Genomic DNA, 13,159 nt, shown 5'->3' on the forward strand with positions numbered 1-13,159 from the left:
CGCCACTTTCTTGAAGTGGCTCTGCTTGCAAAGCTGTTTCAGTCAACCAGTGGTAACCTGGTCTAAAACTACCACCACGGACTCATAGCTCAGCTGGATAGAGTACTCGGCTACGAACCGAGCGGTCGCAGGTTCGAATCCTGCTGAGTCCGCCATACCCCATCAAGAAGCCCGCTCATTTGAGCGGGCTTTTTGTTTTTCTGCGCCAATGAATTGTTGGTGATGTCGATCTACGCTCTTCTGTAATGATTGTGGTGTAGCTTGGCGCCGCCGTGCGGCAACCAAAACAAATGTGCTTTCCCATCCACAACAACCGTCGCACTGATAGCTTCGAGCGTTGTCCCAGCTTTATCACGCAAACGATTGTTCTGGCCAAAAATTTAAGCGATCTGACAGCTTTAGCAGTGTATGATTGCGCCCGTCAGCCCCGCCGGGGCTTGTGGAAAACCACCATGGACTTACCCAGTAGTTACTCGCTAACACGATTCATACAGAAAGATCTGACCGATTGATTCTCCCGGCGTGCTCCGCTGCTGGGAGTGGAGTTCGCCTATGACTGAAGTAGAAGTAAAAAAAGCGCAAGAGAGCCTGCAGGATCGCCTGGCCCAGGTGGTCGAACTGCTGCAGCGCCAGCGTGTGGTCGAAGACCTGACTCACCGCCAGGAGGGCGCGCACAACGACCTGGTGGAAAACCTCGTCCACCGCCAGAACCTCGTCGAGCTGCAGCGTAAGCTCGATGACCTGCACCCCGCCGACATCGCCTATATCCTCGAAGCCTTGCCCCTGGAAGACCGCCTGACGGTCTGGCAGCTGGTGCGCTCGGACCGCGATGGCGACATCCTGCTGGAAGTATCCGACTCGGTTCGTCAATCGCTGATCGCTGACATGGACGATCACGAGCTGCTGGCCGCCGCCAAGGAAATGGACGCCGACGAGCTGGCCGACCTGGCCCCAGAGCTACCGCGCGACGTTATCCATGAGCTGATGGAAACCCTCGATGCCCAGCAACGCGAACGTGTGCGTTCGGCGCTGAGCTACGACGAGGAGCAGGTCGGTGCGCTGATGGACTTCGAGATGGTCACCATCCGCGAAGACGTCAGCCTAGAAGTGGTGCTGCGCTACCTGCGCCGCCTGAAAGAGCTGCCCAACCACACCGACAAACTGTTCGTGGTCGATTACGACGGCATCCTCAAGGGTGTGTTGCCCATCAAGCGCCTGCTGGTCAACGACCCGGAGAAGAAGGTGGCGGAGGTCATGGCGACCGACCCGGTATCCTTCCAGCCCGAGGAAGATGCCTATGATGCGGCGCAGGCTTTCGAGCGTTACGACCTGGTATCGGCACCTGTCGTAGACAAGGGCGAGCGCCTGATCGGCCGTTTGACCATTGACGAGATGGTCGACCTGATCCGTGAAGAGAGCGAGAGCGAAGTCCTCAACATGGCGGGTCTGCGTGAAGAGGAAGACATCTTCGCCTCGGTCTGGCGCTCGTTCCGCAACCGCTGGGCGTGGTTGGCGATCAATTTGATTACTGCGTTTCTCGCTTCGCGAGTGATCGGGGTGTTCGAGGGGTCGATCGAAAAGCTGGTGGCCCTGGCTGCGTTGATGCCCATCGTTGCGGGTATTGGTGGCAACTCGGGCAACCAGACCATCACCATGATTGTCCGCGCCATGGCACTGGACCAGGTATCGCCGGGCAATACCAGCCGCCTGATGCGCAAGGAACTGGCGGTGTCGCTGATCAACGGCCTGGTGTGGGGCGGAGTCATTGGTGCCGTGGCTTTCTGGTTGTACGGTAGCTGGTCGCTGGGCGTGGTGATGACTGCAGCGATGACCTTGAACCTGTTACTGGCGGCGCTGATGGGTGTGCTCATCCCGATGACATTGGCCCGCTTGGGGCGCGACCCGGCGATGGGCGCGAGTGTGATGATCACTGCCGTGACCGACAGTGGCGGCTTCTTCATCTTCCTTGGCCTGGCCACGTTGTTCCTTCTCTAAGCCCAAACACAATCCTTTGCAGGAGCGGCCTTGTGCCGCGAAAGGCCGCTCCTGCAGAGGGCTGCGTTTGCTTCAGATAGCCCCCATAAAAAAAGCCAGCTTACGCTGGCTTTTTTGTGCTCGCTTGCAGGCCTCAGGAGGCGTCGGCGGCCATTTCCACATCGTGAGCGATGAGGGCGACCAAGGCATTCTGCTGGCGGTGGGACAGTTGGCGGAAGCGCTGCAGCAACTCGCGCTCATGCAGGGACAGCTCAGGGCTGTCCAGGCGCATGCTCAGCTCGTCACCCAAAGCACCTTCCTGGATAAGGCTCTGCTCCAGGCGCGCGATGATTTCGGAGTTCATGCTGCGGTGATGGTTGCGCGCTACCTCGGCAATGCGCTCACGCATCCCGTCTGGCAGGCGGACGACGAACTTGTCAGCGGTGCGGCTCGAATAAATAGCCTGTTTCATTGGGCGCATATAAATTGACCGGAGTTTGGTTCAGGGGAAGCGGTTCTCAAATTGGCCGCACGGGGTGGAAATACGACCGTGGCGACGACAAAATGTTCAACCGTCAGTGAAAAATGGATGCTCATCTTGCCTCATGGTCGCCGTTTCCTTGGCGTCAATTCTGTGACAAATAGTGGGCCGGATAAAGGCTTTATGCCAGTACCAATTATCAGAAATGAGCACTGGTTTGAAAAGTTTTACATGCTCCGGCTTGCCTGACTGTCAGTCTTTTGCCGTCAAAAACTGGTAAAACACAGCAAAAGGACAGGAAAACCCCTAGAATGCGCCGGTTTCCCTCCATAGAGCATAGTGGCTATGCAACATGACGCAAGCGACCGCCGATCAGGGACAGGCCGGCTGATATTTCTGGTAGGACCGTCCGGTTCGGGAAAAGATTCCCTGATCGACGCTTCGCGTGAGCGGCTGGCAGCCGCCGGGGTAGAGGTTGCCCGTCGGGTCATTACCCGCTCGGCCGAAGCCAAGGGCGAAGCTGCCCAAGGGGTCACGGCGGAACAGTTTGAAACCTTGTGTGCGCAGGGGGCATTTGCCATGTGCTGGCGGGCCAATGGCCTGGGGTATGGCATTCCTCGGCAGGTGGATGAGTGGTTGGCGGCGGGCAAGGCGGTGCTGGTGAATGGCTCGCGGGCTTACCTGCCCGAAGCGCGTCAGCGTTACCCGGACATGTTGGCAGTGCTGGTCGAGGTCAGGCCGGAGGTGCTGCGCCAGCGCTTGCTGGCCCGGGGCCGCGAAAGCGTTGAGGAGGTTGAACAGCGGTTGGCGCGTAGTGCTCGTTTGCAGGTGTTGTCCGATCCTTCGGTGCATGTGCTGGACAACTCGACAAGCCTGGAGGCAGCGGTCGCGGCCCTGTTCGGGTTGCTTCGCGATGAAGGTGTGCTGCCGCCGGTGTAGCAGTGCCAGAAAAGGATTACGCGAAAAAGCCAGGTAGAGGCATGACAAACGCCAGCATGCTGGTTAACATGCTGGCCGTCCCGCTGTGCAGCGCTCGCTGCCGGTGCTTGCGTCTCAGTAGCTCAATTGGATAGAGCATCCCCCTCCTAAGGGGAAGGTTGCAGGTTCTTATCAGGACAATGTTTTACTGCACAAAGGGAATGGCCTGGATTGCAGGGGAGTCCGCTACGGACTCTAGGGCTGACAGCGTCGGAGCGCTCATGGCTCCACTGCAGAAGTAAAGGTCAAGCTAGCAGCCCTGCCTCTTTGGATTAGAGGATTGAAAAGGTGGGCAGCGAAGGGAGGGTGGAGTGATGGGTACCTTTCCTAAGTCCTTGGTTTTACGTAAGATAGCAATGCTTGGTGTCTCCTTAGTTTAACGGATAGAACAAGCCCCTCCTAAGGGCTAGATGCTGGTTCGATTCCAGCAGGGGACGCATCATCTCAAGCACTGAGCGCCCTGACTCATGCTTGTAGCTGAACGCTTGGTGCAGCCAAGCACCATTTTTGAATTCGCCGCGAGGCATAGCATGAAAGCCACCATAGGGTGGCTTTTTTGTTGATGGGTTTTTAATCAGGTTGTTCCACGCTGGCGGTGATCGGTGTGGATCGCCAGTGGGCCATTCCTATCCGGCAAAATAACGAAAGTTGCCCTGGCAACCCTTAACTGTTTAAACAGGCATCGTTGCAGGTGGCTGAAATTAGGCGTTACCAGAAGCTGATTTTTCTTGGCAGGGCGATCTCATCTGGCGCTTCCCCTTCACTGAACCCCACTATGTAAAGCACCTGCCCCATAAGCTGCAGTTCTTGTTGAGGTTGAGAGGTTTTCTGTAGGACTTGCAGAGTCGCATAACGGAGCGTGACGCCTTGATCGCCCAGGCGCGTCAGAAGATTCTGAAGTTCCTCAAAGACCTGTAGGAGTGACGTGCTTGTGTAGAGCTCCGCGCAGTCGCGGTACTCACGTACATAGTCCGTCAATTCTGCGAAAATTACGACCTGCTCTCGGGAAAGCTCAAACGCCGGCTCGATGTAGTCGCCTACACTCTCGGCGGCAAGCTTCGCCAAGAACCTGCCAGACTCGACCTTCAGAGCTTTGCTCGTGATGTACTTCTTCTCGAACTGTTCACGGGCCGCCTGCAGTTGCTCGTCTGTAGGGATGGCCATAGGCTTGGTGAAGGCGTCGATGTCCTTGAAATCGAACGCCACAGCCAAGGCCCGCAGGGTATGCAGGCTTGCTCCAGAGCCTGCCTCAATGCGCTGGATGGTTCGCTCGGTAGTGTGAGCAAGCTGTGCCAGGGTGCCCTGAGACCATTGGCGAAGCTCGCGGATATGCTTGATCACTAGACCCAGTTCGCTCTTGCTCAATACGCGTTTTTCAGCTGTGTCGAAGATGCTCATACCGTGTCTCCTGCCGCTTGGCTGATGTGATGAGCCGAGTATGAAGAAGCGCGGATTGAGGCGACACGACACGCACCCGACAGTGTGCTTTCCGACAGAACCAGCCCAGCCGAAAAAGGCAATATGCGGCAGGCCAATTTGCCCCCAAATATAGCGTCTAGAATGGTGCCCAATGGAATCTTGACGCCATGAGGCGAGCGTTGAGGCCAGTGATCATTGGTGGCATTATCTGGCCATCAGTACGGAGAGGGATTTCCACATGACATTCGGACTAGCCGAGTGCTGCGCCTTGAGCGATGGGCGCGGTGATGAGTGAGCCAACGCTGAAGTGCCGTCACACGGGGCAGGACGTGCCGTACCAGATCCACCAGGGTCTGGCACCCATGTACGTGTTCCAGCTGAACGAACAGTGGGATGCCGAGAAGCGCCAGATTCTGAGGCAGCTGATGGCGGATGTCCCTGCTGCCGCTAATGACCCCAACGTGCTTTTCGATCAATTGCCGGCGTATGGCCTGACGGATTTCCATTGGAGCTGGCTCGATAAGGCGTTCGCCTTCCGTAGCGATGACTACCACTGGTTCTTCCTGAGTGCCCAAAGGCGGATCCAGGCGACCTGCGTCATCTACCATCCCAAGGAAAGCCGCCTGGATGGGGAGCGCATTTTCTACATCGACTACGTCGCGTCCGCCTACTGGAACCGGGATCGACCGAAATATGTGAAGCAGTTCGGCAACGTTAGTCGGATCCTGATCGCCCATGCCTCCCACTTCGCCATCAACCAGCTGGGCTACCGTCCAGGCTTCTGCTTGCACTCGCTACCGACAGCGGAAGGGTATTACCGCTACCTCGGCATGATTGAGTACGACGCTGATGCCGACAAAGAGAACCTGCGCTACTTCGAAGCGCCTCCTGATATAGCGGGTAAGCTGGCAGGGGAGGCTCAGCATGTCTGACTCTCCAGAAGGGCTACCAGGCGACTTCGAGGTTTATCCGTCCTCGCGGGATGCTGCGGTTGAGTTTACGGCGGCGCTGTCCAGCTTGAAGAAAGCGCTGAAGCCGGCAGATGCCAAGGCGCATGCGCGGCCTGGTGAGGCGTATGACGACTTCATCATTCGGCTCGCCCTCAACGCGACCAACAACAAGGCCGTGCTCTATCGCAAGAATGACTCGGCGGAAGAGACCAAGATCCAGGCCTGGTTGTCCCTGATCAACGAGAAGTCCAAGTTCGCCGTGCTGAGCCGGAGGATGCCTGATTTCCAGGGGCTGAGCGCTCAACACCTCCGGCAGATCGCGCTCCTGAGCCTCAAGCCTGAAAACATCACCACCCTGGTGGATGTTCTGGCTGAGTCCTATGGCGTGCTTCTGGTGGTGGAGCCGGGTTTCAAGTCGATGAAAATGGATGGGTGTACCTTCAAGTTGTCGCAGGGGACGCCCGTTGTTGGCATAGCGCTTCGATACAACCGCTACGATAACTTCTGGTTCACGCTTATGCATGAGCTTGCCCATATCCACATGCATTACGACTATCTCGATAATCCGATCCTGGATGACCTTGAGGAAGACAACGACTCTGATCGCGAAGTCGAGGCGAACATCATTGCCAAAGATAGCCTGGTCTCTCGGCAATACTGGCGGACGGCTTGGAATGTCAGGGCCAACAAGAAACAACTTTTGGATATTTGCGCTAAGGCTGAAGTGCATCCGTCCATCATGGCGGGGATGATTCGTCACCAAGCCAAGAACTACAAGCTTTACCCTGAATTGCATCACTCTATGGACGTTAAAAGCGCTTTCGGGTTTGCCAATGATTAAATATGTTCCTTTTCTGAAGCTTAAGCAGAATGAGATCCAAAGCGTAGGAGTGTTGGACGGAGGCATTCGCGATCAAATCGCTCCGATGTACGACATTCCCCGAACGCAGAAAGTGATGGATGAAGCTGAGGTCATTGACCGCTTGAGGATTGCAGATAAAGAACTAGGCAATGCTCGTGGGAAGGACATAGATTACAAGTTTTTCGTCGACAATTTCGACGTCGATGACAGTGTTGATCTGGGGGGTGTCCCGCAGTACCGGGCTGTGCTGACAATGCTGTCGGATTATCGAGTTATGCCCGTTCTGGCCTTTGATCGGCACCCGGATCATAACGTTGCGGCGCTTGATTTCGTGAAGTCGCGACCTGGCACTGATGTCGGCATCCGCCTCCAGATGATCGACATCGAAAGCTACAACCTCACGAAGAGCAATCTTCAGGCGCTTTGGGCGGACTTGGCGGTCGCCAAACCTGACAATGTCATCCTTCTGATCGACCTGCGTATCATCGAAGACCCAGCCGATTCCAAGAAGAAAGTGGAAAGGTTTGTAGCCAGCTTCCAGGGTGACTTCCCAGGTGCCAAGGTGGTTGTCTCGGGGTCAGTAGTGCCTGCATCTATCGCAGGGCTAGTCGCGACAAACTCCAAAGCCCATATCCCTCGGGAGGAGTACAGGCTGTGGCGTGCTCTGAACGCTACCCCTGCCTTCAAGGGAGTCTTGTTTGGAGACTATGGAGTGGTCAGCCCAGAGTATTCGGACTTCGAGATGGAGCCCGAGTATATTAGTAGTCGAGCAGCGCCGAAGGTTTTCTACACCTATGGCGATAGCTTCTTCATTGCACGTGGGCGACGTTTCAAAACTCACAAGTTCACACAGTATTTCGATATTTCTGATGTGCTTGTGGATGAGCCATTCTTTAGACTAATTACGCCGCACTATTCATTTGGCGAGCAGTACATTCATGATCGAAGCTATAAGGCTCCGGTACGGTCGAAAAAGACAGGTAACCCAGGAACTTGGATTAAAAGCTCAACCGCCGCTCACATCACTTTCGTGGTTAACAACATTTGAGCGCCTTTCGATGAGGGCGCCTTGGATTCCTGCCAGGGCGTCGTCACGGCTCAACTGATAGCTGATTTGCTCAGCAATATCGTCACGATTGAAAGACTTTTTGAAGATCACTTCAGGGTGTGCGGTCGCAATGGCCGTCAACTCTGCTTTCCAAAGCATGAGAAGGGCATCTTTCTTGGAGAACATTGGATTGGTGCCGGCCTTGCGGACGTAACGCAACATTGTCCGATGTTTACCTGGTGTGGCGAGCATGATGCCCCAGTAGGAAGGGATCTTTTCCATTGCCCAACGCACATGATTCTCAGTGGTCACCAAGGTCAGTTTCGGGAATGATCTGGAGTAGAACTCCGACTGCGACAGAATCCTTCGAACATTATCTGTTTCGCCTTTGATTTCGTAGCAATGCATCTCTCGGTAGCAGGCAACTACGTCGGCAATGGCGTTGCCATTATCGATGGTGAGCTCTTCGAGCACGCGAGCAGGTTTAGGCGACCGCCTCATTAAGTGGTCAACTAAAGCGGTTCGGATTTCTTTATCTCTGAGCACTCAGAGCTCCAGGCGGGCGCAAACGCAATATTTTAGCCTATGACGCTCCCCGTTGTGGAGTGCGCTCGCCTCTTCCTGGGCACGTCCCGACCTATAGCGCTATGGTGCCAGGGAATGTCGATTCTGGTTTGGAGCGTTCGGGTGGTAGGCTAGCCGCGCATCTTCGCTACCACCTGCATCACCGGAGCAGCACATGATCATCCTCGACCGCCTTGTCGCCTGGCTGTTCCCCGACCGCCGCCCTGAGTGGGAAAAGCAACGTGAGCGTGAGTTCATCGAAGCGGTGAACAGCCTCAAGACTCTCAAGGTGACGCCAGAGGGCCGCATGTCCATCGACCCTGAAGAGATACGTGAGCAGGTGTTGGAGGCGCGGGAGAGGTTGAAGCATTTTGTCCGCAAACCCTAGGCCTATGCAGTCGACGCCGAAGTGCGTCAGTGCACGGGATGTGTTGAAGAGGGCTGAGGGTTAGCTACCAGGCTCCCGCTCCCAAAGCCGCCACACAGTGCCCTTTGAGTACCCCAACGCACGAGACACCTCAGCCTGCGTGAGGCCGTCTTTTTTTAGCGCCTGCACTGCCCTCCACTTCTCTCTAGCAGCCGTCACTCGCGGATGCTCAATCTCCCGAGGCTGCCGTTCCATAATCTCGTTGGCTCTCCCCAATGCCTCTGCCTCCACGATTGCATCGATCAGCACCTGGTGAGTCGTCTGTTGGTTTTCAGCTGCGATGACCATGGCGAACAAGGTAGCTGGGCTGATGTTCAACGAAATGGCCAGATCCTTCACGGTATCGATGGTGGCCGTGAAGCGAGCCGCTTCCAGTTCGCTGATCGTTTGTTGGCGAAGAAGGCCAGAGATCTCCTGTTGAGACAGGCCTTGCTGCGTTCGCAGCGACTGGAGCACGGCGGCGAGAGAGTGGCGTAGCGGCATTTCTGCCTCCGCAAAAGGAGACGGTATGCCTCGTTTGCCTAGACTCGCTCAAACAGATATATTGGTTTGAGTGAGTCGAATGGCGATCTGCCGCTACGTTCCCCGTTCGCACATCACCTCGTCGTTCTGAATACCGAGGTAATTGGTGACTGATAGCTCCGTAGAGCACGAGCTGCTCCAGGAAGGGCACGTCTCTTCCGCTGGGACGTCGCTGTCCCAACTCGAAATTGAGGCAATACTTGCCGAACGCTTTCCTCGCAGGCCGTATTGCCTGGTTGAGGACTGGCTCATCTTCCACGTTGATGAGCCACAGGAGTCGCTGGACAGAGTTCGGTCTGTAGGCCTGCAGCCGATGTTCCTGTACTCCCATTGCGTCAACTACGACAGCGAGGGGCGATTCCCGCCAGGGGGATGGGTGCGCTCGACGCTGTGCAAGACCTATGACGGTGTGTGCATGTTCGAAACGCGCAACACCGTGTACGTCCTGGTTGGCCCTGGTCGTGAGCAGACCGCCTCGCTGAAGACAATATTTAGCTTATGTTGACCCGCAGGCCCCATAGGTGGGCTTGCCCAGATGAGATCCACGATGTTCCGCATTAGCACGCAAGACCAGGCTGGCCCTGTCGGTATGTTTGGGGACGGCCTTGCTCACTTTCATGCAGTCACCCGGTCTCTGGCCACTCACTGGTATCACGTCAGCCTCAAGCGCCGGCATGAGGATCGGTTCGTTGCCTACGAAGAGATGCTCAACGATGAGATGCGTCTCGTCGAGCTGCTGGTTGCTCAGGATGAAGATCTCGTTGTGCATGAAGTCCAAGCCGTTACCCCGAGCTGGATGAACAAGGATGCCGGTTGGAAGATGGAGAAGCTCATGTCGCTCTCCATGGGACACAACCAAGCTGGTGTGGCCGTCTGTGTTCTGGAAGTAGAAGGTGGTGCTGTGTACGTCGATACGCATGAGGCTGGTTTCGGTGCCGACTCCCTGAACGACGTCAAAGAGCTGTATCGACGGGGTATGGCTCAGGCCAGTGCTGCATCAGAGCCCCGGAGGGCGTAGGCATGACAGAGGACAACACGGTAGCGGTCGACTTCCACGTTAAGCGCTACAGCGATTTCGATCTGCTGCGGATCGCTCGGGCTGTAGGCCAGCGGTATGAGGGCGAGATCACCGCGTTTCTGGTGAATGTCCACATTCATCGACTGAGTGCCGTTGGCGTGGTTTTTGGGCACGTTCGGCAAGGGCCTCATGGTCGGTTTGCTGATGGGCATCTGATCCAGACATCCGACATCGTGGCTATTAAGAAAGAAGGTAGGTTCTGGGTGATCACGACCATGAACTCCAAGTACGTCGTGGCTACTTTTCGCCGTGATGGTGGGCGCCGGAGCCTGAGGGATTTTTGCCGCCTTGTTGGAGACCGTTTCCCCAATACACAGCTGCACTGATTTAGATCGAGCCTGAGCACGCCAAGGTGTGCCCAAGGCCTCCCCCTGCCTGAAATTTGGGCCCGAGCAAGGAGCTGTAAGTGTTTATAAAGTTTGAATACCTGAAATTTGCTGGCTGCCTAGAGGATATTCGAGTTTTCGAGCATCTCACGGGTTTCGTGCAGGTCATCATGAAAGTTGATGGGATATTAATTCCCAATGTCAAAGTTCCGATTCAGATCTATGAAGATCTGGAAAAAGGGTCTCATGTTGAGTTCTATGCTCTCGTGCAGAACTCAAAAAATAAGGTTAAAAATACCGCAATTGTTCTTGCAGCCAAGACTGCCAGCGGAAGGCTCCTGCGCGTGCCGAGCATGCGTTATAAAGTGCAGCTGCATTTCTGGGTAATTGCTGCGATCTGGGCTGCTGTGGCATTTGTTTTGAGTTGGATTGCCCTGGTCTTCGGAGCAGATTTTTTGATGGGCAGCCGCTCGATGTCGCTGCAGTGGTCTTTTATCAACTCGGGCGCCTCAGTCGTAGGACTGCTGACAGGGGGATTCTTTGTGGGTTGCGGTATTTACCTATTTCACAAAACCTCAGTTCTCGATACGTGGAAGTCGATTGCACCCGCCCTATTAGTAGAGCGTTTCAGCAAGCTGCACCGCTGACTTCAGGGCGTGCCGCATTCGCGGTCGGCTGTCGTGAACCAGGCCCCACATTCGTGTGGCCTTGCCCTGCGGGCTTCCATCCTCACACCTTCAGCCATCCGTGGCCTGCGCGCTCCGCTTGCAGTTTGGTCGAAAACCCTCTTTGTGGGGCTTGTAACGTGGTTTTGGGAATGTAACCTTGGCGCTGTTACATTCCAGGAAATGCGTTACATCGCTAGTTTTTAGAAGGCGAGTCAGCTTCACTGAGCTACAAACTCTCTGGCAAGCTCGACCTGAGATGACTAAGACTTTCCTCGGCGATTTCTGTAATCTGACCCGATCATAGCGCCCAAGGAACACTCCCATGTCTCGTCTTGCAGATTTCCGCCGCCTTGAACGCCAGCTTGCTCAGCAGCTCGCAGAATTGGAAGCGATGAAAAATGACGGTGCCATTCAGGCTGAAATGGAGTTTGAGAACAAACTCCGTGCCCTGCTTGGTGAGTACGGTTTCAGCCTCCGCGAGGTGATCAGCATTCTTGACCCTCAAGCTCGCGGTCGTGCTGCTGCTCCAGCCTCTCAGGAGAAAGCGACTCGTAAGCCACGTGAAGTGAAGACTTACAAGAACCCGCATAACGGCGAACTGATTCAGACCAAGGGTGGCAACCACGCCATCCTCAAGGCCTGGAAAGCCGAGCATGGCGCCGAGGCCGTGGAGTCGTGGCGTCAGTAATCGCCGCACCTTTGGCGGAGTGGCTGCGATTCGCAGCCTTAGTGTCCGGCGACATAACCTCTCTGAGGAAAAGACCTCTTTAACGACAGCCTAAATCCCGTCGTGGAGAATCATAACCCGGTGGACTCGACCCGCAGCTCACTGCAGATCGAGAGCTGCGGGTAGGATCTCAAGGCTTTATTTCACGCACTGGCGGTGCCGCTGTTTTCCCTTTTTGCAGAACGTAGACCCCGACGATGATGCAAGCCAGTGCCAGCAGATCCGAGGCGTGGATAGGCTCATTCACAAGAATGGTGCCAATTGCCAACGCCACTACCGGTGGGACGTAAGTCACCCCTGCAGCCTTGAGCGCCCCGAGCTGCTGGACTAAAAAATAGTACAGAACGTAAGCAACCCCAGTGCCCATGACGCCTAGACCCAAGACTAGGCCAGTCAAGGCGACAGGTTCGCTTGTGATCCGCTCCATACCATCGAAGCTGGTAGTCACCAGGAGTAACAGCAGCGCAAAACCTATTTGATAAGTCGAGAGCGCGAGAGGGGACAGATTCTTATCTACCAGAAACTTTCTCGCATACACAAACGAGCAGCCAAGGCTTAGAGACCCACCGATCATGAATAGCACGCCACTGAACGAGATACCGTCAGCAGAGGCGTTCCAGGGCCGGGCTATCAGCATCACACCGAAGAAGCCAATGACCAGCCCTGTGATGGTCATCCGAGTGATGGGCTCTTGGCGCAAAAAGAGAAATGCTGTCAGAAATGTGAATAGAGGTATGGCACCACTGAGCATTCCTGCGATGCCTGATGGTAACAGCGCAGTGCCTTTGGCGAAGGCGAGGTAGTAAAGCGCCGTAGCTAGAAGTGCCATGACGATGAAGTGATGCGATTGCCGTAGATCTGACCAGCTCAAGGCCCTACGTGATATAGCCAGGAGAAGTATGGGGAGGAAGCCGAACAGAACGCGGAGTAGAACGATTTGGATGGGTGAAATCAGCACGGCAGCCCATTTCATGAAGATAAAATTAGTTCCCCAAATCAGTCCTAAAAGGCCAAAGGCGGGGTAGACCAGCTTGTTCATTGAGCAATCCCAAAGCAGCGTGAGCTCGTTATTTAAAACAGCTTCCTGGGGTGAGACAATCGACTTTCTGAAGGCCATGATATAGAAAAACTTCAC

General features: G+C 55.4%; 16 protein-coding genes and 2 tRNA genes. 13 read left to right on the forward strand and 5 right to left on the reverse strand.

All coding sequences use genetic code 11. From position 1 onward, the window contains the following. The first annotated feature begins 78 nt into the window (after positions 1-78). Positions 79-155 (forward strand) — tRNA-Arg (locus FHW75_RS14305). Positions 156-552: 397 nt separating this feature from the next. Continuing rightward, positions 553-1,995: a magnesium transporter gene (gene mgtE / locus FHW75_RS14310; protein ID WP_016711838.1), complete on the forward strand. Its 1,443-nt coding sequence runs from the start codon at positions 553-555 to the stop codon at positions 1,993-1,995. 133 nt (positions 1,996-2,128) lie between these two features. On the opposite strand, the gene FHW75_RS14315 is transcribed toward mgtE, so the two are convergent. Further along, positions 2,129-2,455: an Arc family DNA-binding protein gene (locus tag FHW75_RS14315; protein ID WP_003254499.1), complete on the reverse strand. Its 327-nt coding sequence runs from the start codon at positions 2,453-2,455 to the stop codon at positions 2,129-2,131. Positions 2,456-2,800: 345 nt separating this feature from the next. On the opposite strand from FHW75_RS14315, the gene phnN reads away from it, so the two are divergent. Then, complete coding sequence (phnN, locus tag FHW75_RS14320) at positions 2,801-3,394, forward strand: phosphonate metabolism protein/1,5-bisphosphokinase (PRPP-forming) PhnN (protein ID WP_019099590.1); 594 nt, start codon at positions 2,801-2,803, stop codon at positions 3,392-3,394. Between the two features lie 404 nt (positions 3,395-3,798). Further along, positions 3,799-3,870 (forward strand) — tRNA-Arg (locus FHW75_RS14325). A gap of 271 nt (positions 3,871-4,141) precedes the next feature. Here FHW75_RS14325 and FHW75_RS14330 read toward each other — a convergent pair. Further along, a complete protein-coding gene (locus FHW75_RS14330; protein WP_183673911.1) occupies positions 4,142-4,831 on the reverse strand; it encodes a helix-turn-helix domain-containing protein in 690 nt (229 codons plus the stop codon). 308 nt (positions 4,832-5,139) lie between these two features. On the opposite strand from FHW75_RS14330, the gene FHW75_RS14335 reads away from it, so the two are divergent. The 3 genes from FHW75_RS14335 to FHW75_RS14345 are packed head-to-tail and all read left to right on the forward strand — an operon-like array spanning position 5,140 to position 7,712. Beyond that, a complete protein-coding gene (locus FHW75_RS14335) occupies positions 5,140-5,784 on the forward strand; it encodes a hypothetical protein (protein WP_260308776.1) in 645 nt (214 codons plus the stop codon). Next, the gene (locus tag FHW75_RS14340; protein ID WP_183673915.1) at positions 5,777-6,643 is read left to right on the forward strand and encodes an ImmA/IrrE family metallo-endopeptidase; all 867 of its coding nucleotides are present in this window, start codon (positions 5,777-5,779) and stop codon (positions 6,641-6,643) included. Before FHW75_RS14335 ends, FHW75_RS14340 begins: the two co-directional genes overlap by 8 nt. Further along, a complete protein-coding gene (locus FHW75_RS14345) occupies positions 6,636-7,712 on the forward strand; it encodes a beta family protein (protein ID WP_183673917.1) in 1,077 nt (358 codons plus the stop codon). Before FHW75_RS14340 ends, FHW75_RS14345 begins: the two co-directional genes overlap by 8 nt. On the opposite strand, the gene FHW75_RS14350 is transcribed toward FHW75_RS14345, so the two are convergent. Continuing rightward, positions 7,671-8,258, reverse strand: coding sequence for a sce7726 family protein (locus FHW75_RS14350; protein ID WP_183673919.1), 588 nt, complete (start codon positions 8,256-8,258; stop codon positions 7,671-7,673). The two genes, FHW75_RS14345 and FHW75_RS14350, sit on opposite strands and share 42 nt — an antisense overlap. Positions 8,259-8,451: 193 nt before the next feature. Between FHW75_RS14350 and FHW75_RS14355 the strand changes: the two genes are divergently transcribed. Beyond that, entirely contained in the window at positions 8,452-8,664 is a 213-nt protein-coding gene (locus tag FHW75_RS14355; protein WP_183673921.1) for a hypothetical protein, read from the forward strand. Between the two features lie 60 nt (positions 8,665-8,724). Here the strand turns inward: FHW75_RS14355 and FHW75_RS14360 are convergent, their stop codons facing one another. Further along, complete coding sequence (locus FHW75_RS14360; protein ID WP_183673922.1) at positions 8,725-9,186, reverse strand: helix-turn-helix domain-containing protein; 462 nt, start codon at positions 9,184-9,186, stop codon at positions 8,725-8,727. 145 nt (positions 9,187-9,331) lie between these two features. On the opposite strand from FHW75_RS14360, the gene FHW75_RS26830 reads away from it, so the two are divergent. From FHW75_RS26830 to FHW75_RS14380, 5 genes are all read left to right on the forward strand, one after another. Then, a complete protein-coding gene (locus FHW75_RS26830) occupies positions 9,332-9,730 on the forward strand; it encodes a DUF6957 family protein (protein WP_311649795.1) in 399 nt (132 codons plus the stop codon). Positions 9,731-9,772: 42 nt separating this feature from the next. Further along, positions 9,773-10,243, forward strand: a complete 471-nt coding sequence (locus FHW75_RS14365; protein WP_183673924.1) for a hypothetical protein — start codon at positions 9,773-9,775, stop codon at positions 10,241-10,243. 2 nt (positions 10,244-10,245) lie between these two features. Then, positions 10,246-10,629, forward strand: a complete 384-nt coding sequence (locus FHW75_RS14370) for a hypothetical protein (protein WP_183673926.1) — start codon at positions 10,246-10,248, stop codon at positions 10,627-10,629. An 80-nt stretch (positions 10,630-10,709) separates the two neighbouring features. Continuing rightward, a complete protein-coding gene (locus FHW75_RS14375; RefSeq protein ID WP_183673928.1) occupies positions 10,710-11,276 on the forward strand; it encodes a hypothetical protein in 567 nt (188 codons plus the stop codon). A 343-nt stretch (positions 11,277-11,619) separates the two neighbouring features. Continuing rightward, complete coding sequence (locus FHW75_RS14380; RefSeq protein ID WP_003256619.1) at positions 11,620-11,985, forward strand: histone-like nucleoid-structuring protein, MvaT/MvaU family; 366 nt, start codon at positions 11,620-11,622, stop codon at positions 11,983-11,985. Between the two features lie 169 nt (positions 11,986-12,154). Here FHW75_RS14380 and FHW75_RS14385 read toward each other — a convergent pair whose 3' ends face one another. Further along, positions 12,155-13,159 (reverse strand): DMT family transporter, encoded by a 1,005-nt coding sequence (locus FHW75_RS14385; protein ID WP_311649799.1) that lies wholly within the window; start codon positions 13,157-13,159, stop codon positions 12,155-12,157.

The organism is Pseudomonas sp. OG7 (assembly GCF_014192825.1).
Taxonomy (GTDB): domain Bacteria; phylum Pseudomonadota; class Gammaproteobacteria; order Pseudomonadales; family Pseudomonadaceae; genus Aquipseudomonas; species Aquipseudomonas monteilii.

Coding starts and splice junctions, on each gene's coding strand:
- mgtE (WP_016711838.1), top strand. CDS start 553: ATGACTGAAGTAGAAGTAAAAAAAGCGCAAGAGAGCCTGCAGGATCGC.
- FHW75_RS14315 (WP_003254499.1), bottom strand. CDS start 2,455: ATGCGCCCAATGAAACAGGCTATTTATTCGAGCCGCACCGCTGACAAG.
- phnN (WP_019099590.1), top strand. CDS start 2,801: ATGCAACATGACGCAAGCGACCGCCGATCAGGGACAGGCCGGCTGATA.
- FHW75_RS14330 (WP_183673911.1), bottom strand. CDS start 4,831: ATGAGCATCTTCGACACAGCTGAAAAACGCGTATTGAGCAAGAGCGAA.
- FHW75_RS14335 (WP_260308776.1), top strand. CDS start 5,140: ATGAGTGAGCCAACGCTGAAGTGCCGTCACACGGGGCAGGACGTGCCG.
- FHW75_RS14340 (WP_183673915.1), top strand. CDS start 5,777: ATGTCTGACTCTCCAGAAGGGCTACCAGGCGACTTCGAGGTTTATCCG.
- FHW75_RS14345 (WP_183673917.1), top strand. CDS start 6,636: ATGATTAAATATGTTCCTTTTCTGAAGCTTAAGCAGAATGAGATCCAA.
- FHW75_RS14355 (WP_183673921.1), top strand. CDS start 8,452: ATGATCATCCTCGACCGCCTTGTCGCCTGGCTGTTCCCCGACCGCCGC.
- FHW75_RS14360 (WP_183673922.1), bottom strand. CDS start 9,186: ATGCCGCTACGCCACTCTCTCGCCGCCGTGCTCCAGTCGCTGCGAACG.
- FHW75_RS14365 (WP_183673924.1), top strand. CDS start 9,773: ATGTTCCGCATTAGCACGCAAGACCAGGCTGGCCCTGTCGGTATGTTT.
- FHW75_RS14370 (WP_183673926.1), top strand. CDS start 10,246: ATGACAGAGGACAACACGGTAGCGGTCGACTTCCACGTTAAGCGCTAC.
- FHW75_RS14380 (WP_003256619.1), top strand. CDS start 11,620: ATGTCTCGTCTTGCAGATTTCCGCCGCCTTGAACGCCAGCTTGCTCAG.